Origin of the sequence: Labrys monachus (genome assembly GCF_030814655.1) — a bacterium.
GTDB lineage: Bacteria > Pseudomonadota > Alphaproteobacteria > Rhizobiales > Labraceae > Labrys > Labrys monacha.
In genome coordinates, this window is the sequence record NZ_JAUSVK010000001.1 from 1,231,098 (window position 1) to 1,257,286 (window position 26,189).

The following is a 26,189-nucleotide window of genomic DNA, read 5'->3' on the forward strand; positions in this document are numbered from 1 at the left end:
TAGTTTTCTACGACCAAATCCCTCATCTGAGAAACTTAGCACTCGCATACCAACAGCTATGTCTTGTACCTCTACAAGGCTTTCGTCCGAAAGTAGAATTAATGTACCACCGGCAAAGCACTGACCGGCGGCGGGAAGGCCGGCTTCAGATAAGGGTACGACCTTCCTACTTATCTCCACAAAATCTTTTGATATAACGATGGTAGCCGTTCCATTTTGATAGTCGGGAACGATATCCGTACTCGTGTCAGAGGGAGGATCAACCGTAAAAACCTCGCCATTGCTGAAGGTCGTTACTGTAAAAAATCCCGGATAATATGTTCTGCTGATTTGACCAACATCGGGGTCATTTACGATTGTTTCAATTGGTGCGCCATTCGGATCAGCTATTGTAGTGACGGTCTCATTTGGCACACTTGCGGAAGGAGATATCGTCGTCGTAAATCCCTCCGCGTCAGTGATCTGAGTAGTATTGCCTACAGTAATTGTGCGGGAATCGTACGAAAAAGACCCAGACGTAAAGAAATTTGAAAAAGTCGTAACGCCGGTGAGAAGGTTAAAACTCCAGCTTCCTTTTCCAAGGCCAGAGCTTCCATTGTTGAGTGCTATATTTGGTCCGCTAGTACTTATTCTCGCGTCAGTGTCGTTGTCCGGAGGGGCGGCTACTTGGCTACCGCTTGAGCTTGTCAACCTGCTGCTGCTAATATTAGCCAATTTGAGACCCTCCTGCTCAAGATATTTATTTTACTATTTTGTCAATACGACGCTCTGGACAGCCTGTTCAACCATATTGAAGTGGATATATGATTGGTCGTTCAAAACATACATATAGGAGATGTAGTGTTTACTAATTCCAATTTGTCTTAAAGGAGGCCCGAGCTTCGATACGACTTGGTCTAAATTCTCTCCCAGGTAAACGCCGAGGATCGGGGCGGAAAATGGTACGTCGAATCGAATCGCCTCTACGGTTCCGTAGCTGCTAAAAAATATAGAAATTCCCTTTGTTCTGAGATCTATTACTGTTTTCCCGCTCATGGGATCCGGAATGTAGGCGGGCAATTTAACCGGATTATGGTATGGCTCTGGATTAACATCAGTATTAAGTTCTGCCTTAACCTTGTCAACGCTATCGCCGATATGTACTGGAAAACTAAAGTCATTTTGTGCAGAAGCGTTTAGCGTAAAAAATAGTGAGGAAGCGATCAAGGAAGATAGAAGTCCGGCACATTTACGATTTATCGGGAAAACCAAGGCGTCAACTCCACGTTGTCACTCCTAGAGGGGGCGGCGTTTCAAAATGGTTATCGGATAGATGGGTCAGAGTTCAAGCATTCCGAATGCATGCCTCAATTTGTGATCTTCCTGCAGTGCTAGTAACGCCGAATAACGGGCTGGAATGCGCCAAAAATGTGGCGGAGAACGTGGTTGCTTCCGATGTGGGACTTCTTTCGGAGTTATAGATCGGTATTTTTTGGCGAGACGACGGGATTTTATTTCGAATGTTGTGGTACAATAAAATTGCTCCTTTCTATTTATACAACCTTGGGTAGAGTGAAAGGATGATCATTTTCGTGGAAGGCAATAACACGAGCGATTTCGGATCGTCGCTCGGCCGTGGACATTCCTCCTCTTGTTGACAAAGACCGTCCGGCAACATCATCGCGGCTCGTGTTCTATCCGCCCGCCGAACACTATTTCGCCGTATTTCGGTGTGGCGGAATTGTCGCGCCTTCGGATTCTTGCGGGAATTCCGCGACGAAGATCTTTTCGCGCGGCCCGCGAGGGCGTCGCGTCCCATGGATGTCTCTCTGCCCACAAGTTGGATTCGGATACGCCGCGTGGTGGCGCGGAGCATCGGCGGTCGATTGGACGCGTTTCTTGGCCGGGGGCATAACCCGTATCGGAGATATCGTTCCCTCCTTCATCGGCTGAGAGGCGATGGCGGATCTCGCCGGGCGCCCGCCAGGGATCGAGGATGGTGCGCGCGGTGGCTTGTTGCCGAGCCCGGTGATGGCCGGCGAACAGGTCGCCGCCCGATCGCGCGATCCGGGCTGGACGCGACGCCGCCTCCGAACCGGCGGGCGGCGGAGGCGCAGAGCCGCTTCGGTGTAGCCGGACGGGCGGGGGCATCGGGCCTCGATGTCTGGACAAAGCCGGTCAGGCGTCGCACACAGTCCCCTCAGAACATGTCGCGGCCTCCGACCGATGGCGCGCGGTGGGGCTTCGGCAGGCTTCCTCACCGGGCAGGGCACGTGGGAGGCTGCATCACCATGCGTTCAAGGGGAAGATAATGCCGCCACATCAGGGACTGCGGCATATGCCATGGTCGAGCTTCGGCCTCGATCTCGTGACCTTGCGCGTTTTCAAGGCGGCGGTGGAAGAGCGCAGCCTCGTCAGGGCCGCCGAAAGGGAGCGCCTGGCGCTGTCGGCCATCAGCCGCAGGATCTCGGAAATGGAGGCGCGCATCGGCACGGCCCTGCTGCGCCGTCACGATCGCGGGGTCGAGCCCACCGCGGCGGGTGAGGCGCTGATGAGGCATCTCGATACGCTTTTCGAGGTGCTCGAGCATACGATCGTCGACATGGAGGCGTTTGCCGCCGGCCATCGCGGCCAGATCCGTCTGCAGGCCAATCTGTCGGTGCTGGCCGGCTCCTTCCCCGAGGAACTGGCGAGCTTCCAGAAGAGCCATCCCGACATCGACCTCTATATCGAGGAACGCATCAGCGCCGACATCATCCACTCCGTCCAGATCGGAACGGCGGAGATCGGCCTCGTCTCCGCCACCATGCATGCGCCCAACCTGCAATTGCTGCATTGGCGCACGGACCATCTCGTCGCGGTGCTGCCCTGCGACCACCGGCTGGTCAAGAAGGAGGGGAGCCTGCGCTTCCGCGATCTCGTCGAGGATTCCTTCGTCGGCCTGTCCACCAGCATGGCCCTGCAGAACATCTTCAGGCGCGAGGCGGCCATGCTGGGCATGACGCTGAAGGAGCGCGTCAATGTCGCGAGTTTCGATGGCGTGCGCCGCATGATCCAGGCGGGCTTCGGCGTCGGCATCCTGCCGGAAGGCGGCGTGACGCCCTACAGCGACACCGCCGGCCTGGTCGCAAAGCCCCTGGCCGAACCCTGGGCGGACCGGCCGCTGTCGATCTGCATCCGGGACATGCAGACGCTTTCGAGCGCCGGGCGGCTGCTGGTCTCGCATCTCTTGCGAAAGGAGGTTTCGTCCAGATCGTGAAACCTGCCTTGCCAAATGAGGTTTGGCGGCAAACGAAACTCTCGTTCTAACGTGACCGCAAGCCGTGGTGCAGAACACGGCGCTTGTGGTTGGGAAACGTAGAATGTCAGCGGATGCTGCCGGGCAGATCGATCAGGACATGTATAGCCGGCCTGGCATCGTGGATAGCGATGCGGATCTTCTGGCCGGAATACGCGTGCTCGAGATCGGCCATTTCGTTGCCGCGCCTTTCTGTTCCAGATTGCTTGCCGATCTCGGCGCCGATGTCATCAAGATCGAGCCGCCGATCAAGGGGGATCCGGTTCGCCAATGGGGAGCCGGCAAGGACGGCCATTCGGTGTGGTGGTCCGTCCACGGCCGCAACAAGCGCTGCATCGGCCTGAACCTGAAGCATCCGGCGGCACGGCAGATCGTGCTCGACCTCGTGCGGGAGTGCGATGCCCTCGTCGAGAATTTTCGTCCGGGCCATCTGGCGCGTCTCGGCCTCGACGACGAGACCCTGCGCTCCGTCCGGCCCGATCTCGTCATCGCGCATATTTCCGGCTACGGCCAGGACGGCCCGCAGAGGGACAGGGCCGCTTTCGGCGTGATCGGCGAGGCCGTCGGGGGGCTGCGCTATCTCACCAACCATCCCGCCGGCGAGACCGACCAGCCTCCCGTCCGGGTCGGCGTCAGCATCGGCGATTCCATCGCCGGCCTCTATGCCGCCTTCGGCGTGGTGTCCGGCCTTCTGAAGCGGGCGGCGGCGCCCCGGGCCAGGCCGGCTTCCCTCGATATCGCCCTGGCCGATTCGGTTTTCAGCATGCTGGAGGGGGCGCTGCCGGAATATGGCGCCCTCGGCATCGTGCGCCAGCCGAGCGGCGGGCGCATCCCTACCGCGGCGCCGACCAATGCCTATCAGGCCGCCGACGGATCCTGGATGATCGTGGCCGCCAATTCCGATGCGCTCTTCAGGAAGCTTTGCGGCGTGATGGGACGGCGCGAACTGCCGCAGGACGCCCGGTTCGCGGACAACCCGGCGCGGGTCGCCCATGTCGTGGAACTCGATGCCATCATTTCCGCGTGGACGGCGACGCTCGAAGCTTCCGATCTCGAAACGCTGCTGGCGGCGGCCGACATTCCCGCGACGCGGGCCTACACCATCGAGGATTGCGCGCGGGACGAGCAGTTCCTGTTTCGCGGCATGGTGCGCGACATCGACGACCCGCTGATCGGGCCGGTCCTGCATCCGGGCATCGTGCCCCGCGTCATGGGCCGGGAACAGGCCATCCGTTGGGCCGGCCCGGATGTCGGACACCACACCGACGAGGTCCTGACGGAACTCCTGGGCATGGCGCCCGCCGATATCGCACAACTCCGCGGGGAGGGCGCTTTCTGATGGATGGCCCGCATGCAGCTTTCGCTCCCCGGCTTCCGGACAGCGGTGTCGAGATCGTCGAGGTCGGGCCCCGCGACGGTTTTCAGCCGATCGGCCCGTGGATCCCGACGGAGCGCAAGATCGATTTCGTGCAGCGCGTTGCGGCCGCGGGGGTGCGTCGCATCGAGATCACCTCTTTTGCGAGCGAAGCGGCGATACCGCAGCTGCGCGATGCGGGCGAGGTCCTGGCCGCGGCCTTGAAGATCGATGGCCTGACCGCGCAGGTGCTGGTCCCCACGGCTCGCCGCGGCCGGCAGGCGGTCGCCGCCGGCGCGACGGCGATCGCCTATGTGCTGTCGGTTTCCCAGGCCCATAATCTCAGCAATGTCCGCCGCACCGTGGCCGAATCGATCGACGACTACAGCGCCTTCGCGAGCGGGCTCGATCGGGGTATCGGCCTGCGCGTCAATCTGGCCACGGCTTTCGACTGTCCCTTCACCGGGCAGGTGGCGCGGGACGCCGTTCTCGGCACGCTGCAGGCCCTCGTGGCGGTTCGGCAGGATGTCGAGGTCTGCCTCTGCGATACCACGGGGAGGGCCGATCCCGCCCGCGTCCGGGAGCTGTTCACCGAGGTCGCCACCCGCTTCCCGGATGTGAGCCGCTGGGCCTTCCATGGGCACGACACCTATGGCCTGGGCTGCGCCAACAGCTATGCGGCCTATGTCGCCGGGGTGCGTGTGGTGGATGGCGCGTTCGGCGGGCTGGGCGGATGTCCCTTCGCGCCGGGCGCCACGGGGAATACGGCGACCGAAGACCTCGTCTGGATGTTCGAGCGCATGCAGGTGGCGACGGGAATCGACCTGGCCGCGTTCGTGCCGATCGCATCCGATGCGGCTGGGATCACCGGCGCCAGCGCCGGGGGCAGGGTCCGCACCGCGCTCGATGCCGCACGATGCCTGGCAGCCGGTGCGCCGCCGGGACTGTCGCCGCCCGTCGGGCGGCCCTGAGAGCCCGCGCAGCGACGCCGCTGGGCGGGCGCGCCGCCCGGCGGGACTGAAGTTCATAAAAAGCCGCCTTCGCAAGGCGTTATTGGGAGGAGAAACGACCGTGACGATCAATTTCAAGCAAATGACGAGGCGCGAGATGTTCCGCGCTTCGGGAGCCGCGGGCACCATGCTGCTGTCCACGGCGCTGGGAGGACGGATGGCGCACGCGGCCGTCGACACCAGCAACTTCGCCAAGGACGGCAAGATCTCCATCGGCACCATCCTGCCGCTGTCGGGCGGCTTCACGGTGGTCAGCCAGCCCTGGATCCATTCCATTCAATATGCCATCGACGAGATCAACGCCGCCGGCGGCGTGAAGGTCGGCGGCACCAGCTATGAGGTGACCAACGTCGTCGGCGACGAGATGTATTCGGCCGCCGGCGGTCTCTCCGCCTTCAAGAAGATGGCGGCGGACGGCGTGCATTATACCGCCGGCTATGTCTCGGTGGAGGCGCCGGCCGCGGTGCAGGGCATCAATGTCCGGAACAACGCCATGATGATCGAAGGCATCACCGGCAAGGACATGTGCCTGACCCGGAACGCCCTGCGCTTCTTCGAATTCGCCCTCGCCCAGGCCACGGCGCCCTATCTCGCCCACTACGCCTATGACGTGCTCAAGGTCCGCAAGGTCGCCAGCATCGAGCTCACCAACACCTGGGGCACGGACTTCCATCTGTCCTTCGCCAAGACCTTCCAGCAGATGGGCGGACAGATCGTCCACCGCGCCTATCTGGAGGCCTCGCAGACCGACTTCTCGGCGCAGATCTCCCAGATGGTCGCCTCGCAGACCGAGCTTCTCTACATCATCATGGGCGACGGTCCGGCCTCGGCCGTGGCGCTGCAGGCGCGCAATGGCGGCCTGCCGAGCATCCCCCTGATGGCCGAGGGAGCCTGGGGACCCGAGACCTTCCAGGAAGCCGGCGGCGCCCAGAACGTCGACGGCACCGTCTATCAGGGCTCGCGCCCCTATGTGATGTGGGACGACAAGCACACCCAGCTCGTCAACAAGCTGCACGCCGATACCGGCCTCTGGCTGAACAACTGGTTCTGGCACGGCTACGATCCCACCAAGATCGTGTGCTGGGCGATGGAGGAAGCCAATTCGCTCGATCCCCGCGAGGTGATGAAGGCCATTCCGACGGTCGCCACCAAGCGGGCGAGCGAGCTGATGATCCGCCCGCAGGGCGCCATCATGACCAAGGACAAGGGCGTCTTCCTCAAGATCCCGCTGTGGCTGTCGCGCTTCAACGCCAAGGCCGACCCGATGAAGGAAAGCAACCTCGTGCCGGTCGAAGGGGCGATGTATCGGGGCCATCCAGGCTGGATGCCGCAGAACTGGGCCGGCTACACCGCCGATCCCAAGGACGACAGCGTCAACTGGAATCCGACCCTGGATGAGGTCAACCAGATGCGCAAGGAAGCAGGGGAATCCGTTACGCCGGTCGAGCTCTGAGGCCGGCGGCCACCCCCTCTCCCGAACCAGGCGCCTGTCGCCGCCGAGGCGTCGGCGGGCGCCGGATCCCCGACCGGCCGCTCCCGGGCTCCTTGCCTGGCGGGCGGTCGGCTCCCCATCATTGCGAGAGTGTGCGATGCATCTGCTCGTCCAGCAATTGATAAACGGTGCGCTGCTCGGCGCCATGTTCGCCCTGATGTCGATCGGGCTCAGCATGGTGTTCGGCATCATGAAAACCGCCAATTTTGCCTATGGCGCCCTGTATATGCTCGGTGGCTACGTGGCCTATTGGGCCTCGGTGCTCCTCCATGCGCCGCTCGTCGCCGTGATCGCCATCGCCTTCGTCGTGATGTTCGGAGCGGGCGTGCTCGTCGAGATCGTCGGCTTCCAGCGCCTGCGCCACAATGAGGACGCCACCCTCATCTTCGGCCTCGGCCTCGCCTTGGTCATCCGCGGCGGCGCCGTCCTGGCCTGGGGCTCGCAGACGCGCTTCATCGGCGACAACGTGCAGCCTTCCATCGAAATCGCGTCCTTCATCATTCCCGCCGCGCGGCTGTGGGCCGGCATCGCCAGCCTCGTCCTCATCGGCCTCGTCTATCTCCTGGTCTCCCGGACGGCGTGGGGCAGGGCGGCGCGGGCGGTGTCGGACAATGCGCGCCGGGCGGCCCTGCTCGGCATCAACACGCGCTCCTATTACTGGGTGGTGTTCGGCCTGGGCACGGGCATATCGGCGGTCGCCTGCGTCTTCCTGGTGCCGGTCTTCAGCCTCTCCCCCGCCGTCGACGACAGCGCCCTCTACACCGCCTTCGCCGTGGTCATCCTCGGCGGCCTCGGCAGCATCGGCGGCTGCCTGGTGGCCGGAACCATTCTCGGCGTCGTGACCACCCTGGCCTTCGGCTACACCGTGAGCACGATCGCGCCGATCTTCCCGCTGCTCGTGCTGATCCTGACATTGATCTTCCGGCCCCAGGGCCTGTTCGGCAAGAAGGGGCGCCTGGCGTGAACATGCCGTCATCCAATCTGAGCATGACGTCCGCGATCGGCGGCGTCCCGTCCTCTCCCGAAGCCGCTTCTCGGGCGAGGACCATGCCGGCGCCGGAAAACCGGGCCGCGCTGCGGGTCCTGCGCTGGATCGGCTATGTCCTCGTGCTGGCCTGCGCCGTGGGCGCGCCGCAGGTGCTTTCCTCGATCTACGATCTCAACGTCCTCGTGACGATGGCGATCAATGCGATCCTGGCGACGGGCCTGGCCATCGTCGTGCGCTCGGGCCGCCTGCCTCTGGCCCAGGCTACCTTCGGCGGCATAGGCGGCTATGTCTCCGGCATCCTGATGATGCAGCACGACTGGGCCTATTGGCCGGCGCTCGGCGCCGCCGGCATCGTCGCCGCGGGCTTCGGCGTCCTGCTCGGTCTCACCAGCCTTCGCCTCCAGGGCTTCTACTTCGCCATCGCCACCTTCACCTTCAGCCAGATCGCCATCGTGGTGCTGGCGGCCTGGCGCGGGGTGACCGGCGGCCTGTCGGGGATGTTCGGGCTGCCGACGCCGACCATCGGCGACTATGATTTCTCCGATCCGCAGCTCTACTATTATGCGGCGCTGGTCTTTCTCGCCCTGGCGCTGGGGATCTATTACCTGTGCACGATCGGCTCCCGCTTCGGCCGAGGCCTCAGCGTGCTGGGGGAGGACGAGGTGGTGGCCGGCTCGCTCGGCATTCCCGCCACCCTCTATCGCCTGGCCGCCTTCGCGATATCGAGCTTCGTCGCCGGCATCGCCGGCAGCCTGAACGCCCATTTCATCGGCGGCATCTCGCCCTCCGACATCGCGCCTTCCGTTTCGGTCTTCGTGCTCGTGATGGTGATGGCGGGCGGCTCGCAGACCTTGCTGGGCCCCACGCTGGGCGCCGTCATCCTGACGCTGATCCCCGAACTTCTCCGGGCGAGCGCGCAATGGTCGATGGTGCTCTACGGCCTGTTCCTGCTCGGCTATGTCTTCCTGTTCCGCCAGGGTCTGCTGCCGCTGGTGGGCCGGGCGGCGAGCATGCTGGTGGGGGCGTTCCTGCCGGCCGGGCGTGCGGCCCTCGCTGAGGGGGCGGCGGCGGAGGCGCGCCAGGGCGCGGTTGCGCTCCCGGCCCGGGTCGCAGCCAACGGCAGGGCCGGCACCCTGTCCCTCGACGGCGTCAAATGTGCTTTCGGCGATAATCAGGTCCTCCACGGCGTCGGTTTTTCGGTGCGCGGCGGCGAGTTGCTCGGCCTGATCGGGCCGAACGGCGCCGGCAAGACGACGCTGTTCAACGTCATCACCGGCAACGCCCCGCTGACGTCGGGGCGGATCGAGGTGAGCGGCCAGGCGGTGACGCCGAGACCGGCCCGGATGGCCCGGCTCGGCATCGCCCGCACGTTCCAGCTTCCGCGTGTCCTGTCGTCCCGCAGCGTGGAGGAGAGCGTGCATCTGGCCGCCGAACTGAGCGGCCGCAAGGCCGACCCCGCTTATGTCGACTGGGTGCTCGCCATCACGCAGCTGCGCGACCTGCTGCATGTCCGGGCCTCGGTCCTGTCGCATTTCGAGCGGCGCCGGCTCACCATCGCTATGGCCATCGCCAGCCGTCCGCAGATCCTGCTGCTCGACGAGCCCCTTGCCGGCCTCGACGACACGGAGACTCAGGTGGTGAAGGAACAGATCCGCGAGATCCACCGCCAGCTCGGCTGCACGCTGCTGCTGATCGAGCACAAATTGAGCGTGGTCATGGAGCTCTGCACCCATCTCGTCGTGCTGGATCACGGCCAGGTCATCGCCGAAGGCGACCCGGAGACGGTTTCCAGGAATCCTGAAGTCATACAGGCGTATCTCGGATCATGAGCACCATCCTTTCCGTTCAGAACGTGTCGAGCCGTTTCGGCGGCGGCCTGAAGCTGTCGGGAGTCTCCCTCGAGGTGAGGCAGGGCGAGTTCGTGTCGATCCTCGGCGCCAACGGCGCCGGCAAGACCACGCTTCTGGGCATCATCTCGGGATTGTTCGCGCCGGTGTCGGGCAAGGTGCTGCTGGAGGGGCGGGATATCACCGCTTTGCCGCCCCACCGCGCGGTCAGGGCCGGCGTGGCTCTGGCGCCGCAGAACCATCCGATCTTCGAGACCATGACGGTCGACGAGAACCTCGCCGTCGGCGGGGGCCTGCCGGGCGCGGAGATCTTCGAGCTCTTCCCCAATCTCGCCGCCAAGCGCGGCCAGAGCGCAGGGCGTCTCAGCGGCGGCGAGCGCCAGATGCTGTCGATGGCGCAGGCGCTGCTGACCAAGCCCAGGATCTGCCTGTTCGACGAGCCGTCCTCCGGCCTCGCCCCGAAGATCGTCCAGCAGGTCTTCGCCACCATCCGCCATCTCGTCGACAATGGCCTGACGGTGCTGATGGTGGAGCAGAACGCCAAGACCGCACTCCAGATCTCCGATCGGGCCTATGTCATGGAGCAGGGACGCATCGTGCTGGAGGGGGCCTCCCGCGACATCGCCATGAACGGCCACGTCCAGCGCGCCTATCTCGGCTTTTGAAATCCGTTTGTTCCTGGAGAAATCATGATGACCTATTCCTTTCCGGAGCTCTTCATCGGGGGGCGCCCCACCAAGGGCGAGACGGGCGAGACCATGCCGGTCTTCGCCCCGAGCACCGGCGAGGCCTTCGCCCGGATCGCCTGCGGCACCGCCGGTGATATCGACCGCGCGGTGAAGGCCGCCCGTGCGGCGTTCGAGGGCGCCTGGGGACGGATGGCGCCTGCCGATCGCGGCCGGCTGCTGCAGAGACTGGGGCGGCGCATCGAGGAGGCTTCCGACGAGCTCACCCTCATCGAGGCCATGGACACCGGCAAGCCGATGAGCCAGGCTCGGGCCGATATCGCCGCCGTGGCGCGCTATTTCGAGTTCTACGGCGCGGCGGCCGACAAGGTCCATGGCGAGGTCATCCCCTACAGCCCGTCTTATTTCGTCACCGTGGTGAAGGAGCCCTACGGCGTCACCGGCCACATCCTGCCCTGGAATTATCCGGCGCAGATGTTCGGCCGCTCCTTGGCGCCTTCGCTGGCGGCGGGCAACACCGTCGTGCTCAAGCCGGCGGAAGAAGCCTGCCTCAGCATCCTGCGCCTGACCGAACTCGCGGCGGAGGTCGGCATTCCCGACGGCGCGATCAATGTCGTGCCGGGCCGGGGCGAAGAGGCCGGCGCGGCGCTGGCGGCCCATCCCGGCATCAATTTCCTGTCCTTCACCGGTTCGCCCGAGGTCGGCACGCTGGTGCAGAAGGCCGCAGCCGAAAACCATATCGGCTGCGTGCTCGAACTCGGCGGAAAATCGCCGCAGATCCTGTTCTCCGACGCCGATTTCGCCAAGGCGATGCCCACCATCGTCAAGGCGATCGTCCAGAATGGCGGCCAGACCTGCTCGGCGGGAAGCCGCGTGCTGATCGAGAGCTCGGTCTACGACAGGTTCGCCTCGGACCTCGCCGAAGCCTTCTCGAAGATCCGCGTCGGCAGCCACGAGATGGACCTGGATTGCGGCGCCCTGATCAGCGCCGGCCAGCGCGCAAGGGTCGAGGGCTTCATCGCCCGGGCGCAAGCCGAAGGCGTGCCCTGCCTGGCGCAGGGCAGCCTCGCGCCGAACCTGCCCAAGGACGGCTACTACGTCGTTCCCCGCCTCTACGGCCCGGTGCCGCGCACCAATTCCCTGGCTCGGGACGAGGTGTTCGGCCCCGTTCTGTCCGTCATTCCCTTTGACGACGAGGCCGACGCCATCCGCCTCGCCAACGGCACGGATTTCGGCCTCATCGCCAGCGTGTGGACGCGCGACGGCGGCCGCCAGATGCGCGTGGCGCGCGCCATGCAGTGCGGCCAGGTCTTCATCAACAATTACGGCGCGGGCGGCGGCGTCGAACTGCCGTTCGGCGGCGTGAAGAAGAGCGGCCACGGGCGCGAGAAGGGCTTCGCCGCCGTGCACGAGTTCTGCACGACCAAGACGATCGTCATCGACCACGGCTGATCCCGCTTCAGTCGTGGGAACGGGATGGAGCAACGTAAAAAAGGGGCTGGAGCGGACCCCACCGCTTCCGTCTCATCATGCGCGGGAGGAACGCGATGCTGCTGAACACCCTTATCCGGGAGCCGCCCCGGGCCGAGTTCGTCGCCGACGCTCCGCCCGAGGAGCGCTTCGACATCGCCGTTGTCGCCGATACGCTCGATGACCGTACGACACGCTATGTGCTCGAAACACGGCCGGCCTTCGGTGCGGTCCGCCGCGCTGCGGCGCAACTGGCCGGCGTGCTGGTGCTGGCGGCGGCAGGCGGCCGCGGGGCCGATCCCGGCCATCCGATGCTGGTGCTGGCGGCGGCAGGCGGCCGCGGGGCCGATCCCGGCCATCCGATGCTGGAACTGGCGGCGCTCGCCGTCGAGGAGGCGAGCGACCAGGTGCGTTCCTGCCAGCCGCCGCCGCGTGCGCGCCACCATCATCGCCACCTGCTGCGTGCCGTCCGGCAGGTCACCCAGGCCGTCGCGGCTACCCGCGATGCCGGCCGAAGCGGGCGTGAGGATATCAGCCTGCCGCTGGCGCTGTTGAAGGACGCCTGGCAGGAACTGCAGTGGACGTCCGCCACGCTGCCCGGCTTCGAGATCGTGGATTTCGACCAGGCCTGCTGCGCCGTTCACGCACCGAAAAAATAGATCTCAAGATCAAAAGCTGAAGCGCTACGATTCAAGGAGAGGAATTCCCATGGCCGACTATTCCATCTGGGTGCTCGAATACGCCTATTCTTCCAACTTCCCCAAGAGCGGTGTGGTCTACGGCGCCCACAACCAGGGAAATATCAAGCTCTCCTATTGCTATGTGCTCATCAAGGGCAAGGGCAGGGTGGCCATGGTGGATGTGGGCTACAACAACATCGACTATGCCAAGGAGCTCAACGACCGCTTCGGCGTCGAGAACTGGCACACGGCGCGCGACGTTCTCGGGGAATGCGGCGTGACGCCGGAAGAGGTCACGGACGTCTTCATCACCCATGCCCATTTCGACCATATGGGCGGCACGGATCTGTTTCCCAACGCCAGGTTCTACCTGCAGGAGAAGGAACTGGCCAAGTGGGTCTGGATCATGTCGCTGGACAGCCGCTTCCAGTGGCTGATGGGCGCCACCGATCCCGGCGACATCATCCGCGCCGTCGACCTCGCCCGCCAGGGCCGGCTGGTATCCATCGACGGCGTCCGCGAGAATGTCATCCCCGGCATCGATCTGTTCCCGGCCTACGACACCCATACGGCCGGCAGCCAATATGTGCTGGTGCGCAACGACGGCAAGCCGGAGACCGGCGATGGCTGGATCCTGGCCGGCGACCTCGTCTACCAGTTCGACAATCTGTCGGGGCCGGATCCGCAGAATCCGCACTATGTGCCGGTGGGCCTCGCCTATGGCAGCCAGACCAACCTGCTTTTGACCACGCATGAAATGATCGGCCGGGTGGGCGGGGAAACGCGCCGCGTCATCCCCGTGCACGAGGAACGCCTCAAGGACACCTTTCCCTCGCGGTTGAGCGACAAGGGCCTGCGCGTGATCGAGATCACCCTCGGCCATGGCCAACAGAGCGCCGTCGACGCCCGCAGCGCCGCCTGACCGCCATACCCGAGTTCCTGCCACCACCATCGGCCCGGAGCCGTTGATCGCAGCGTCTCCGCTCGAAAGGAATTGACCATGTCTCGCGGACCCTCCGCCGAAACCGTCGACGAGTTCGACTATGTCGTCATCGGAACCGGAGCCGCCGGCTCCATCGTCGCGGCCCGCCTGGCCGAAGATCCCGGCGTGACGGTCTGTGCGCTCGAAGCGGGACCGCCGGACCACCACCCCTACATCCATCTGCCGGCCGGCTTCATCAAGATCATGTTCAATCCGGCCTATACATGGCAGTTCAAGACCGAGCCGAGCGACACGGTGAACGGCCGCTCGGTCGCCATGCCGATCGGCCGCACCGTCGGCGGGTCGAGCTCGATCAACGGCATGGTGATCAATCGCGGCCAGGCGGCCGATTTCGACTCATGGGCGCAGCGCGGCAATCACGGCTGGGGCTATGCCGACGTGCTGCCCTACTTCAAGCGCTTCGAACGCCGCCTTGCCGGCGGGAACGATGCCTATCGCGGCCGGGAGGGGGCGATTCCCGTCTCCGATCTCGACTGGATCCATCCCATCTGCGAGGCCTTCATCGACGGCGCCGTCGGCATGGGCATCCCGCGCAATCCCGACTACAACGGCGCCGAGCAGGTCGGGGTCGGCTATTTCCAGCGCGCCATCCACAAGGGCCTGCGCCGCAGCGCCGCGCGCATGTATCTGCTGCCGGCCAGGAAGCGGACCGGCCGTATCGATCTGCGCACCAATGCCCGCGCCTCCGCCATCCTCTTCGAGGGCAGGCGCGCGGTCGGCGTGCGCTACGTCGATGACAGGAACCGTTCGGTAAGCCATGTCGTGAAGGCCCGGCGGGAAGTGATCGTCTCGGGCGGCACCCTCAACACACCGCGCCTGCTGCAGATCTCGGGCGTCGGGCCGGGGGCCCTGCTTCGGGATCTCGGCGTTCCCGTCCTGCACGATTTGCCCGGCGTCGGCGAGAATTTCCGCGATCATTGTTCGGTGCGCGTCGTCGCCCGCGCCAAGAACAGCAAGACGATGAACGAGTTGACGCGTGGCCCGGCCTTGCTCGGCCAGGTCGCCCGCTGGGCCCTGGGGCGGCCGAGCGTGCTCGCCCTCAGCCCTTCCCTCGTGCATTGCTTCTGGAAATCGGAACCGGAGATGAGCGGCGCCGACCTCCAGGTCGTCTTCACCCCCGCGAGCTACAAGGCGGGCTTCGTCAGCCTGCTCGACGATTTCCCAGGCATGAGTTGCGGGGTGTGGCAGCACCGGCCGGAAAGCACCGGCTATGTGCGTGCGACATCGGCCGATCCGTTCGTCGATCCGGTGATCCAGCCCAACTACCTCAAGCATCCCGTCGACCAGCGGGCGATGGTCAACGGCATCCGGCTGGCGCGGCGGCTCCTGGAGACGCCGGAACTCGCGCGCTATGTCGACCGGGAGACGCTGCCCGGCAAGGACGTCGAATCCTATGACGACATCCTGGCCTGGGCCCGCCAGTTCGGGGCGAGCGTCTGGCATCTGATCGGCACCGCGCGCATGGGGCCGGAATCGGATCCGACCTCCGTCGTCGACGAGCAATTGCGCATTCGCGGCCTGCAGGGGATCCGGGTGGTCGACGCCTCGATCATGCCCAGCATGCCCTCCGCCAACACCTACGCCTCCACCATGATGATTGCCGAGAAGGCGTCCGACATGATCAGGGGGCGATCGCAGATTCCCCATGCTGCCGAATAGATTCCGTGTCGATCGTGTCTTGTGTTTTTGCAAGAATATAGATTTGCCGAATCGGCAAGTGTTGTTGAGGATCACAGTATGTATAAATGTGAAATATAACGTGGAGATGCCATCGTTTATACGGTTTGGTTTCTCGAAGAATCCTGAGAGTTTTGAGGTCGGAGGCCTATATGGAAGGCGCCCTTGACGGCATAGTCGTTCTTTCTTTGGAACAGGCGGTTGCTGCTCCCTATTGTAGTTGTCGCTTGGCTGAAGGAGGCGCTCGTGTCATCAAGATTGAACGCGAGGAGGGGGATTTCGCCCGCGGCTATGATGGCGTGGTGAACGGCCAATCGAGCTATTTCGTTTGGCTCAACCACGGCAAGGAGAGTCTTGTCGCCGATATCAAGAACGCGGAGGATCGGGCGCTGCTTCACGCCATTCTGGAGCGTGCCGACGTCTTCATCCAGAACCTCGCGCCGGGTGCGGCCGAGCGGGCCGGCTTCGGATCCGCCCAATTGCGGGAGCGCTATCCGCGCCTGATCACCGTCGATATTTCCGGATATGGCGATACGCCCGAATACATCAACATGAAGGCCTATGACCTGCTGGTCCAGGCCGAGAGCGGCTTGGCCATGATCACCGGTCATCCGGCCGGGCCGGGCCGGGTGGGCGTGTCGGTCTGCGACATCGCCTGCGGGATGGCGGCGCATGCGGGGATTCTGGAAGCCCTCTACGAGCGGTTCAGGACCGGGAAGGGCAAGGGGCTGGCCGTCAGCCTGTTCGACGGCATGGCCGATTGGATGAACGTGCCGCTCCTGCATTACGAGGGCACGGGCAAGGCGCCGGAGCGCGTCGGTCTCAATCATCCCTCGATAAGCCCCTACGGCGCCTTTAGCACGCTGGACGACTGCCTGATCCTGATCTCGATCCAGAACGAGAGGGAGTGGGTTGCCTTCTGCACCGATTTCCTGGAACAGCCCGATCTGCCGCTCCGTGAGGGATTCCGCTCCAACACCGAACGGGTCGCCAATCGCGGCGTGGTGGACGGATTGGTCGCGCAGGCCTTCAAGAAGTTCTCCCGGGATGAGGCTGCCGCGAAGCTTCGGGCCGGCGGCACCGCCTATGGCTATGTCAACGGCATCGCGGACCTTGCGGTTCACCCGGCGCTGCGGCGTATTGACGTGGAGACGCCGAACGGCCCGGCCTCGATAGCCGCACCGCCGGTTCGGAAGGTGCCTCAAAGGGAGCGCCGGCGCGCCGTACCGGCGATCGGGGAGCATAGCAGGTCGATCCGGCAGGAGTTCCTGTTGGAACCGGCTGCCGAGCCGTTCGGTTCGTTCGACAAGGATAGAGTCACAGGATGACCAGAGCCTCCGAGGGGCACGCTTTCGTCGCGCCCTTGTTCGTGCCGGCAAATCGCCGCGAGCGCTTCGTCAAGGCGGCGGCCTCCGGAGCCGATGCCGTCTTCATCGATCTGGAGGATGCGGTGCCGGCGGGAGACAAGACCGCCGCCCGGGAGGGGCTGGAGGCCGGCTTCACCGACATGCCGGTATATGTCCGCGTCAATGCCGACGGCACCGTCTGGCACGACGCCGATATCGAGGCCATCGCCGCTCTTCCCCTGGCCGGCCTCGTCCTGCCCAAGGCGGAGGCGGGGCCCGCTCTCCGGCGCGTCGCCGGTCGCCAGGCGGTGATCGCCCTCATCGAGACGGCGCGCGGTCTGGCGACGGCCAGGGAGATTGCCGCGACGCCCGGCGTCGTGCGCCTCGCTTTCGGTTCGATCGACTTCTGCGCCGATGTCGGCTGCCAGCATACGAGGCAGGCTCTGCTCGCAGCGCGCAGCGAGATCGTGCTGGCATCGCGCCTTGCCGGTCTTCCGGCGCCGCTCGACGGGGTCACGACCAGCCTGACCGATATCGCCCTGGTGGAGGACGACGCTCGTCACGCCCGGGAACTCGGCTTCGGAGGCAAGCTCTGCATCCATCCCGTCCAGATCGCCGGCGTCTTCAGCGGCTTTTCGCCCACGGCCGCGGAAATCGAATGGGCGAGAAAGATGCTCGACAATGCCGACGGGGCTTCTGTCGTTGACGGAGCGATGGTCGACGCGCCGGTAAGAGCGCGCGCACGCGCCATTCTCGGAATATTGGATCGTTCTCCGCGCAAGCCCATCGACTCCTCGGCTGATGAAGCGCGTTGAAGCCAGGATCTGCGGACAGAAACGCCATGAGTGCGCGACTTGCGTTCTGCCCCTCGCATGCCACGGCTTCGCGCAAGAAGCTTTCGTCACTCGCATTCGTCCGATCAAGCGCGTAGGTTCAGGACATTCCGTCCTCGGACGAAATATCCCAGGGCAAAATGCCCAGGTCAAAGCGCCCTCTTCCTCGCCTAGTCGTCTCGGAAGGATGGCGTTCGCAAGGGAATGTCGGGTTGATGAAGACTGGGCGGATGAGGCGATACGGCCGATGGCGATCTTTTCCGCGCCTGCCCGGCTCGGGCATCGCGCCGATCCGGGATCGGGCGACGCCTGACGGCACCCGGCTCAGCCGCGTGGTTGCTCGCACCATGGCCTCGGGCCGTCCCGGGCCATGGTCCGGGCGGGCCATACAGGAGGCAACATGTTCGGCCTGACGGCGCTTGAACTGGCGCGCATCCAATTCGGCTTCACGGTCTCGTTTCACATCATCTTCCCGGCGATCACCATCGGGCTCGCCAGCTATCTCGCCGTGCTCGAAGCCCTCTGGCTTTGGCAGCGGGACGCCGCCTATCGCCAGCTCTATCATTTCTGGTCGAAGGTCTTCGCGGTGAACTTTGCGATGGGCGTGGTGTCCGGATTGGTGATGGCCTATCAGTTCGGCACGAACTGGAGCTATTTCTCGGCATTCGCGGGAAGCATCACCGGTCCTCTGCTCGCCTATGAGGTCCTGACGGCCTTCTTCCTGGAGGCAGGTTTCCTGGGCGTCATGCTGTTCGGCTGGAACAAGGTCGGCCCGGGGCTCCACTTCTTCGCGACGGTGATGGTGGCGATCGGGACCCTGATCTCCGCCACTTGGATTCTCGCCTCGAACAGCTGGATGCAGACGCCGCAAGGCTTCGAGGTCGTCAACGGGCGGGTGGTGCCGGTCGATTGGCTGAAGGTCATCTTCAATCCCTCCTTCCCCTACCGGCTCGTCCACATGACGATCGCAGCCTACCTGGCCACGGCGCTGTTCGTGGGGGCGTCGGGAGCCTGGCAGCTCCTGCGGGGTCGCGCGACGCCGCCGATACGCACCATGTTCTCCATGGCGCTCTGGATGGTGCTCATCGTCGCGCCGATCCAGATCGCGGTCGGCGACGCCCATGGCCTCAACACGCTCGAATATCAGCCCGCCAAGATCGCGGCGATGGAGGGGCATTGGCGCAACGAGCCGGGAGAGGGCGTGCCCCTGATCCTGTTCGGCTGGCCCGACATGGCCGCGCAGACCACCCGCTACGCGATCGAGATCCCGCGCCTCGGCAGTCTCATCCTGACCCACAGCCTCGAGGGCCAGTTTGCCGGGCTCTCCGATTTTCCGCCCGCGGACCGTCCCAACTCGACCGTCCTGTTCTGGACCTTCCGCATCATGGTCGGCCTCGGCTTCCTGATGCTGCTGCTGGGATTGTGGGGCGGGTGGCTGCGATGGCGGGGCAACCTCTACGGCTCGCCGCTGTTCCTGCGCTTCGCCACGCTGATGGGGCCGGCAGGCCTGATCGCCATCCTGGCCGGCTGGCTCACGACCGAGATCGGACGCCAGCCCTGGGTCGTTTATGGCCTGATGCGGACCGAGCATGCGGTCTCCAACCATTCCGCACTCGCGCTGTCGTCGACATTGACCCTTTTCGTCGTGATGTATTGCGCCGTCTTCGGGACGGGGATCAGCTATATGCTCAAGCTCGTCGCCAAGGGGCCCGAGGAGGGGCCGGATGGCGGCTCGGCCGCCGGTCCGGGCCAGGCGGCCCGTCCGGCCCGCCCGCTGTCGGCCGCGCCCGACGACATCGATCCGGCCGTCGGCTGAGGGAGGAACGCGCATGGGCATCGATCTTCCGCTGTTATGGGCCGTCGTCATCGGTTTCGGCCTGATGATGTATGTGATCATGGACGGCTTCGATCTGGGCATCGGCCTGCTGTTCCCCTTCGTCCGCGACCGTTCGGACCGGGACACGATGGTGAATACGGTGGCGCCGGTCTGGGACGGCAACGAGACCTGGCTCGTGCTCGGCGGCGCCGCCTTGCTTGCGGCCTTTCCCCTGGCCTATTCGATCATTCTCACGGCGCTCTATCTGCCGATCGTCGCGATGCTCGCGGGGCTGATCTGGCGCGGGGTGGCCTTCGAGTTCCGCTTCAAGGCCGACGAAGCGCACAAGCCTTTCTGGGACAAAGCGTTCGCCTGGGGTTCCTATGTCGCGACCTTCTCCCAGGGCGTGGCGCTCGGCGCCTTCATCAACGGTTTCACGGTGGCGGACGGGGCCTATGCGGGCGGATTGCTCGACTGGCTCACACCCTTCAGCCTGTTCACGGGCATCGGCCTCCTCGCGGCCTACGGCCTGCTGGGCGCGACCTGGCTGATCATGAAGACGGAGGGAAGGCTTCAGGGCCGGATGCGTGCGCTCGGACGGCAGGTCACGGTCGCGCTGCTGGCGGCGATCGCCGTCGTCAGCCTCTGGACGCCCTATGCCCATCCGGCGGTCGCTGTCCGCTGGTTCGCCTTGCCCAATCTGCTGTTCTTCGCACCGGTGCCCGTCCTCGTGCTTCTGGCGGGCTGGGCGCTCTTGCGTACCCTCGGGCGCGAGAGCCATGCCCCGCCCTTCATCCTGGCGCTTTTCGTGCTGTTCCTCGGCTATAGCGGCCTGGCCATCAGCCTGTGGCCGAACATCGTGCCGCCGGCGATCTCGATCTGGGACGCGGCGGCCCCGGTTCAGAGCATGGGCTTCGCGCTGGTCGGCGCCCTGTTCATCATCCCCTTCATACTCGCCTATACGGCCTGGTCCTATTACGTCTTTCGCGGCAAGGTCCGCCCGGGGGAGGGGTATCATTGATGGCGGCGGACACGTCCCCGTCCCGGCGGATCTGGCTGCGCCGCCTCGGCTGGCTGGTGCTCATCTGGACGGCAAGCGTGGCCGCCTTGGCGCTCGTCGCCATGATATTCCGCCTCGTCATGAGCATGGCCGGCCTGACGGCCTGAAACGGACGGACTTACAGGGGGGTATAGGCAAAGCCCGTGAGTCGGAGGCGGGCGATCGCGGTCTTCCCAGCTCCGGCGGCCACGTGATTGCGCCGGCAGGTCAGCAACGGCCTGCAACAAGGCGGGTCCTCTGCAAAGGATACGCCATTGTCGTGACAGACGACCCGATGTCGCGTGCCCGCGTCGCCGGGCGTCACGCGCCGTATCCTTGTCCCGCCGGCAGAACCACGACCTTCGCGCCATCCGGGACGCGCCGGTAGAGATCGATCACGTCCTGATTCATCATCCGGATGCAGCCGGACGACATGGCATGCCCGATCGACCAGGGCTCGTTGGTGCCATGGATGCGGTAGAGCGTATCCTTGCCGCCCTCGAAGAGGTAGAGCGCCCGGGCGCCCAACGGGTTCCTTTCCCCTCCGTCCATGCCGTCGGCCCATCGGCGGTATTTGTCCGGTTCGCGGGCGACCATGTCGCGGGTCGGTGTCCAGCGGGGCCAAGCCCGCTTGTAGGAAACCTCGGCGGTTCCCGACCAGGCCATGCCCTGGCGGCCGACGCCGACGCCGTAGCGCAGCGCCTTGCCTCCTTGCTGCACCAGATAGAGGAAGCGGTTTTGAGGATCGACGACGATGGTGCCGGGAGCCCGGCCTGTCGGGTCGTCGACGAGTTGACGCATATAGCGCGGCTTCAGGTCCCCGGGCGCCACCGCCGGAACCGCGAAGGGCTCGCCGGTGACGGGACCGTAATGCCGGGCGTCGATTCCGGGCAGGGCGGCCGCGTCCGTGGCGGCGGGCTGCATCGCCGTCCCGGCGGTCGAAACACAGGCGGCAAGGCCCACCGGGAGAAGCAGGGCGGCAAGGAACCGGGCCGCTGGCGCCGGACGCGGATGAACATGCATGCGCCGGATCCTCACTTGGCCGCTGCCTGCCGGCGGCGGGCTTCGGCAAGCGCCTCCACGAACCCGCGATAGTCCAGCGTCGATGTCCGGAAAGGACCGATGAGATAGGTCGGCGTGCCCTGCAGGCCCAGCGCATCGGCCTCCGCCAGATTGCGCTTGAGCACCCCCATGATGCTCGTCGCCCTGGCCTGCAGATCGGCCTGCAAGCGTGCCATGTCGACGCCGGAGGCCTGGACGGCCTGGAGCATCCTGTCCTCGGGGATCTGTCGCCCGGGAATCTGCATCAACGCCCGATGGACGAGCTGATATGCCCCCTGATAGTTGGCGGCCAAAGCGAGCCGGGCACCGTAGACGGACGCTTTGGTGAGGATGGGCCAGTCCTTGTAGACGAGCCGGGTCTTGCCATCGTCCTTGACGATGCGGTCGAGGTCGGGCGCCGACTTCTTGCAGAAGGGGCAGTTGTAGTCGGTGAAGGCGACGATGGTGACATCCCCTTTGGGATTACCGCCCGTCGGATCTTCGGGATCGTGGAGGATGGCCTCGACATCGACGTCCAGGGCAAAGGCCGGGCCCGACAGGCGAATGGCCATGGCCGGTATCAAGGCGGTCGCAGCAGCCAGGGTGAGCAGGTCTCTTCGTTTCATCGTCCGTTTCCTCGTGTGAAGTCAGGCGCCGGCCTGTGCCAGGCGCCGTTCGATATCCTGGGCCGTGACGGGGCCGACCAGGCGCGTGCCGGCAATCTCGCGGCCGTTGGCGTCGAGCAGCAGGAGCGTCGGCGGACCGACCACGCCGAAGCGCGCCAGCAGGTCCCGGACGGCATCGTCATAGCTCGTCGCATCCGCGACGATGCGGGGCAGGGCTTCGAGGCGGCGCCTCAGCGCCGGCTCGTTCATGATGGCTTCATTGGACCTGCAGACGGTGCACCAGTCCGCGGTGAAGGAGACCAGTATCGGCTTTCCCCACGCTTCGGATCGGCTGAGAGCCCGATCGAAAGCGACGGGGGAGCTGACGCGTGCCTCGGCTTCCCGTGCGTTTGCTTCGGCGGACGACCCCGACAGAAATGCCAGGGGACGCCACATGTCCGTGGTGCCCGCGGCCGCGCCCACCAGTAGGGATGCGCCATAGATGCAAACCGTCAGGCCGGCGGCCTTGCAAAGCCGCGCATTCCAGCCGCTCGACGGGTCCAGGCGATCGAAGCCGCCGACGAACACCCCCATGGCGATGGCAAAGGCACCCCAGATCGCCAGACCGGCGGCAGGTGGCACCATGCGCGTCACCAGCATGACGGCAACCGCCAGAAACACGACGGCGAACGCGGGTTTCACATGCTCCAGCCAAGGGCCGGCCTTCGGCAGGATTCTCGAACCGAACGTCCCGGCTGCCAAGAGCGGCAGTCCCATGCCGAGGCCGAGAGCGAAGAGGGCGGCTCCTCCCTTTGCCGCCTCGCCCGTCTGCACGGCATACAACATGGCGGCTGCAAGGGGAGGCGTCACGCACGGACCTACGATCAGGGCGGAGCCGAAGCCCAGCAGCATCGCTCCGGGTACGGAACCGGCCCGGCCCTTGGCCGAGAGCCTCCGGGCCAAGCCGCTCGGCAGGGCCATGTCGAAAACGCCGAGCATCGACAGTGCCAGGGCGAGGAACAATATCGCAGCAGCGCCCAGCGCCCAGGGGGTCTGGAGGGCGGCCTGCAGGTTGGCGCCGGTCCAGCCGGCAACCAGCCCCACCAATCCATAGGCGGCAGCCATGGCCAGCACATAGGTTCCCGACAGGACGAAGCCGCGTCGGGCGGACAGTCTTGCGCCCGAGCCCGCGAGCATGGCCGCCAGCACGGGTATCATCGGCAGCACGCAGGGCGTCAGCGACAACAGGAAGCCGAAGCCCATGAAGGCGGCGAGCATGGCCAGACCATTGCCCTGCAGCACCGTGGCGGCGTCGAGACCGCCGGAAGAGGCCGGTTGTGCCGTCATACCGCCATCCGCGGGAAAGGACGCCGGCTCCGCGCTGCGGACCGGCAGGCCGGACTTCGCCTCGATTATATCCAAGGTCCGGAGGTCGACGTTCTCGACCACCGGCGGGTAACAGATCCCCTCGTCGGCGCAGCCCTGGAAAACGACTTGCAGCCTGCCTTCCGCCGGCACCCCGGTCACCGTCGCGGCGACGCGGCCACGATAGATCTGGACGGTGCCGAAATTCGGATCGTCCTTTTCGTGCCCTGCGGGCGTTTCCATCGCGACAGGCTGTCCATCGAGCGTGGCCTTCAGCGCGTCGCGATAAAGGTAATTTCCAGGCGCGATGTCCCAGGTCAATCCGAGGATATGCGGATCCGCCCGTTCGGCCTTCAGCGAGAACACCTGGTCCGCGGCCCGCGGAGGTGCGGCGCAGGCTTGGAAAGCGAGGGCGAGGCTTCCATATGCGAGGAGCAGCGTTGCTCCCGCCTTGGCGATCTTGCGTATCGGCATGGGCTGGCCTCTCAGTGATTCCCTGGACAGCCGATCCTGACGACGCAGCTTAAGGCAGCCTTAAGCTGCGCATGAAACCTCTCGCCGAGAATGGCCGGAAAGGGCGGATATGCGTGTCCTCGTCGTCGAAGATGATCCGGTCCTGTCCGACGGCCTGCAGGCCGGTCTGGGTCTGGCGGGCGTGACCGTCGACCGGGTGGATAGCTGCGCCGATGCGCAGGCGGCACTGGCCGCCACCCGTTTCGATGCCGTCGTTCTGGACGTGATGCTTCTGGACGGCTCCGGCCTGGACGTCCTCGCGGACCTGCGGCGGCGCGGCGATACGACCCCCGTTCTGCTGCTGACCGCCCTCGACGACATCGCCGACCGGGTCCACGGGCTCGATACCGGAGCCGATGACTATCTCGGCAAGCCCTTCGATCTCGATGAATTGGCGGCACGGCTGCGGGCCCTGGTGCGGCGCCGGGCCGGCCGCTCCGATCCCCTGCTCAAGGCGGGCGGCATCGTCCTCGATCCCTCGACGCTGACCGTCACCGTCGAGGGCCGGCCCGTCGCCGCGTCCCGGCGAGAAGTGGCGGTGCTGTCGGCCTTGATGGAGCGTCCTGGCGTCGTCCGCTCGCGCGCCGAGATCGAGGATCGGCTCTATGGCTGGCACGAGGAGGTCGAGAGCAACGCGGTGGAGGTGCATATCCACAATCTGCGCGCCAAGATAGGGCGCGAGGCGATCGAGACCGTACGAGGGCTCGGCTACAGGATCAGGATGCCGTCATGACGTCGCTGCGTCGGCGCCTCTTCTTCCTCCTCCTGCCTGCGACCGCTGCCATATGGCTGTGCGCCGTGGCGTGGATCTATCTGGGCAGCCGCACCCAGCTCGAACATGTGCTGGACACCCGGCTCCAGGAAGCGGCCAGGATGGTGCATTCGCTCGCCGGCAGTGGCGACATGCAGGCGGCTCCGGCTGCATCCGAGGGGGACGACGTCGGATATGCCCGGCAATTGTCGTGCCAGATCTGGTCCTTCGACGGCCGCCTCGTCGCCCGCTCGAGCGGGGCGCCGAATGAGAGCCTCGCCCAGGACAAGGAAGGTTTTGCCGACCGGGTGGTCGATCACGAGATGTGGCGCGTCTATACGATCGTCGATGCCGCCAAGGGCATTCGCATCGCAATCGGGGATCGCATCGGCTTGCGTGACCGGCTGGTGCGGGATCTCGTCGCCGGCCTGGTCGCGCCGGCGCTTCTGATCATTCCCCTGCTGGGCGGCCTGATCTGGCTGAGTCTCGGCAGAGGGCTCAAGCCCCTGAACGACGTCGCCGGGGAAATCGTCTCGCGCAGCGGCGAGGACATGCGCCCGGTATCGGGCGCGCACGCACCCGCGGAGATCCGTCCGCTCATCGCGGCGCTGAACAGCCTGTTCGGCAAGGTCGAGGCGACGCGGCGCCACGAACGCGAGATCACGGCCTTTGCGGCCCACGAACTGCGCACGCCTCTGGCAGGCCTCAAGACACAGGCGCAGGTGGCTCTGGCGGCGCGGGACACGGCGGTGAGGGAGGGGGCGCTGCGGCAGATCCTGGTCTCCGTCGACCGCACGAGCCGCCTGGTGCGCCAGTTGCTCGCATTGGCGAAGCTCGAGGCCATGCCGGCATCGCAGGGCGAAGCGGCCGTCAATGTCGGTGCGCTGCTGCGCGAGGTCGTGGCAGCCCTGCCGACGCCCGGTCGCATCGATGTCGAGATCGATCCGGCGCTCGACGACATGGTTCTGCGAGGCAGCGCCGAGTGCCTGCACCTCGTCCTCAGGAACCTGCACGAGAACGCCGTCGAGCATATGCGCGATCCCGGACGCATCCGCTGGCGCTTGCTGCCCGATGTCGGGGGGCTCGCCGTCGAGGACGAGGGTCCGGGCATCCCGGAGCCGGAACTGGGACTGGTGACCCGGCGGTTCTATCGCGGGCACAACCGGAGTCCCACGGGTACGGGGCTCGGACTGACGATCGCCAAGATGGCGGCCGAGAAAATTCACGCGGGCCTCGAACTGTCCAACCGAGGCGACCGCGTCGGATTGCGATGCAGTCTCACCTGGAGCACGTCGGGCTCCTCGATCGACAAGAGCAGTGCCGCGCCGGCGACCGGGCCCTTGCCCGCTTGAGGGCTTCCCTGCGAGGAATTCGCGCCGCCTGCCAGCAAAGAGGC

The 26,189-nt window shown here is 65.3% G+C and carries 22 protein-coding genes; 18 read left to right on the top strand and 4 right to left on the bottom strand.

The annotated features are described in order from the left end of the window. Window positions 1–747: 747 nt before the first annotated feature. Window positions 748–1,251, bottom strand: coding sequence for a hypothetical protein (locus J3R73_RS05395; protein ID WP_307423374.1), 504 nt, complete (start codon window positions 1,249–1,251; stop codon window positions 748–750). Window positions 1,252–2,317: 1,066 nt separating this feature from the next. Between J3R73_RS05395 and J3R73_RS05400 the strand changes: the two genes are divergently transcribed. The 16 genes from J3R73_RS05400 to J3R73_RS05475 all read left to right on the top strand — a co-directional run bounded on the left by J3R73_RS05400 (window position 2,318) and on the right by J3R73_RS05475 (window position 20,646). After that, window positions 2,318–3,238, top strand: a complete 921-nt coding sequence (locus J3R73_RS05400) for a LysR family transcriptional regulator (protein ID WP_307423377.1) — start codon at window positions 2,318–2,320, stop codon at window positions 3,236–3,238. A gap of 103 nt (window positions 3,239–3,341) precedes the next feature. After that, window positions 3,342–4,616 carry a CaiB/BaiF CoA transferase family protein gene (locus tag J3R73_RS05405; protein WP_307423380.1) on the top strand — a complete coding sequence of 425 codons (1,275 nt, stop codon included), beginning with the start codon at window positions 3,342–3,344 and terminating at the stop codon, window positions 4,614–4,616. Next, entirely contained in the window at window positions 4,616–5,602 is a 987-nt protein-coding gene (locus J3R73_RS05410; protein WP_307423383.1) for a hydroxymethylglutaryl-CoA lyase, read from the top strand. Before J3R73_RS05405 ends, J3R73_RS05410 begins: the two co-directional genes overlap by 1 nt. Window positions 5,603–5,702: 100 nt before the next feature. After that, complete coding sequence (locus tag J3R73_RS05415) at window positions 5,703–7,094, top strand: ABC transporter substrate-binding protein (RefSeq protein WP_307423386.1); 1,392 nt, start codon at window positions 5,703–5,705, stop codon at window positions 7,092–7,094. 136 nt (window positions 7,095–7,230) lie between these two features. Next, window positions 7,231–8,097: a branched-chain amino acid ABC transporter permease gene (locus J3R73_RS05420; RefSeq protein WP_307423389.1), complete on the top strand. Its 867-nt coding sequence runs from the start codon at window positions 7,231–7,233 to the stop codon at window positions 8,095–8,097. A gap of 83 nt (window positions 8,098–8,180) precedes the next feature. After that, window positions 8,181–9,950, top strand: coding sequence for a branched-chain amino acid ABC transporter ATP-binding protein/permease (locus J3R73_RS05425; protein ID WP_307423391.1), 1,770 nt, complete (start codon window positions 8,181–8,183; stop codon window positions 9,948–9,950). Beyond that, window positions 9,947–10,633: an ABC transporter ATP-binding protein gene (locus J3R73_RS05430; protein WP_307423394.1), complete on the top strand. Its 687-nt coding sequence runs from the start codon at window positions 9,947–9,949 to the stop codon at window positions 10,631–10,633. The genes J3R73_RS05425 and J3R73_RS05430 overlap by 4 nt, the downstream gene beginning before the upstream one ends. A 24-nt stretch (window positions 10,634–10,657) precedes the next feature. Beyond that, on the top strand, window positions 10,658–12,106 hold the full coding sequence (locus J3R73_RS05435) for an aldehyde dehydrogenase family protein (RefSeq protein WP_307423396.1): 1,449 nt from the start codon (window positions 10,658–10,660) through the stop codon (window positions 12,104–12,106). 95 nt (window positions 12,107–12,201) lie between these two features. Further along, entirely contained in the window at window positions 12,202–12,783 is a 582-nt protein-coding gene (locus J3R73_RS05440) for a hypothetical protein (RefSeq protein WP_307423399.1), read from the top strand. Window positions 12,784–12,832: 49 nt separating this feature from the next. Then, entirely contained in the window at window positions 12,833–13,726 is an 894-nt protein-coding gene (locus J3R73_RS05445) for an N-acyl homoserine lactonase family protein (protein ID WP_307423402.1), read from the top strand. A 78-nt stretch (window positions 13,727–13,804) separates the two neighbouring features. Continuing rightward, entirely contained in the window at window positions 13,805–15,466 is a 1,662-nt protein-coding gene (locus J3R73_RS05450; RefSeq protein WP_307423405.1) for a GMC family oxidoreductase, read from the top strand. Window positions 15,467–15,636: 170 nt separating this feature from the next. Beyond that, window positions 15,637–16,812 carry a CaiB/BaiF CoA transferase family protein gene (locus J3R73_RS05455; protein WP_307423408.1) on the top strand — a complete coding sequence of 392 codons (1,176 nt, stop codon included), beginning with the start codon at window positions 15,637–15,639 and terminating at the stop codon, window positions 16,810–16,812. After that, a complete protein-coding gene (locus tag J3R73_RS05460; RefSeq protein WP_307423411.1) occupies window positions 16,809–17,645 on the top strand; it encodes an HpcH/HpaI aldolase/citrate lyase family protein in 837 nt (278 codons plus the stop codon). Before J3R73_RS05455 ends, J3R73_RS05460 begins: the two co-directional genes overlap by 4 nt. A gap of 418 nt (window positions 17,646–18,063) precedes the next feature. Continuing rightward, window positions 18,064–19,479, top strand: coding sequence for a cytochrome ubiquinol oxidase subunit I (locus J3R73_RS05465; RefSeq protein ID WP_307423415.1), 1,416 nt, complete (start codon window positions 18,064–18,066; stop codon window positions 19,477–19,479). Between the two features lie 13 nt (window positions 19,480–19,492). Continuing rightward, complete coding sequence (gene cydB, locus J3R73_RS05470; protein WP_307423419.1) at window positions 19,493–20,500, top strand: cytochrome d ubiquinol oxidase subunit II; 1,008 nt, start codon at window positions 19,493–19,495, stop codon at window positions 20,498–20,500. Then, window positions 20,500–20,646 carry a DUF2474 family protein gene (locus J3R73_RS05475; protein WP_307423422.1) on the top strand — a complete coding sequence of 49 codons (147 nt, stop codon included), beginning with the start codon at window positions 20,500–20,502 and terminating at the stop codon, window positions 20,644–20,646. The genes cydB and J3R73_RS05475 overlap by 1 nt, the downstream gene beginning before the upstream one ends. Window positions 20,647–20,839: 193 nt before the next feature. Here J3R73_RS05475 and J3R73_RS05480 read toward each other — a convergent pair whose 3' ends face one another. From J3R73_RS05480 to dsbD, 3 genes are read right to left on the bottom strand one after another with little or no spacing between them, the layout of a single operon-like run. Next, a complete protein-coding gene (locus tag J3R73_RS05480) occupies window positions 20,840–21,541 on the bottom strand; it encodes a L,D-transpeptidase (RefSeq protein WP_307423425.1) in 702 nt (233 codons plus the stop codon). An 11-nt stretch (window positions 21,542–21,552) separates the two neighbouring features. Next, window positions 21,553–22,185 (bottom strand): DsbA family protein, encoded by a 633-nt coding sequence (locus J3R73_RS05485; RefSeq protein WP_307423428.1) that lies wholly within the window; start codon window positions 22,183–22,185, stop codon window positions 21,553–21,555. Between the two features lie 21 nt (window positions 22,186–22,206). Then, window positions 22,207–24,003, bottom strand: a complete 1,797-nt coding sequence (gene dsbD / locus J3R73_RS05490; RefSeq protein WP_307423430.1) for a protein-disulfide reductase DsbD — start codon at window positions 24,001–24,003, stop codon at window positions 22,207–22,209. A 109-nt stretch (window positions 24,004–24,112) separates the two neighbouring features. Here dsbD and J3R73_RS05495 point away from each other — a divergent pair, with 109 nt between their 5' ends. Further along, window positions 24,113–24,775, top strand: a complete 663-nt coding sequence (locus tag J3R73_RS05495) for a response regulator (protein WP_307423432.1) — start codon at window positions 24,113–24,115, stop codon at window positions 24,773–24,775. After that, the gene (locus tag J3R73_RS05500) at window positions 24,772–26,145 is read left to right on the top strand and encodes a sensor histidine kinase (protein WP_307423434.1); all 1,374 of its coding nucleotides are present in this window, start codon (window positions 24,772–24,774) and stop codon (window positions 26,143–26,145) included. Before J3R73_RS05495 ends, J3R73_RS05500 begins: the two co-directional genes overlap by 4 nt. Window positions 26,146–26,189 lie beyond the last annotated feature (44 nt).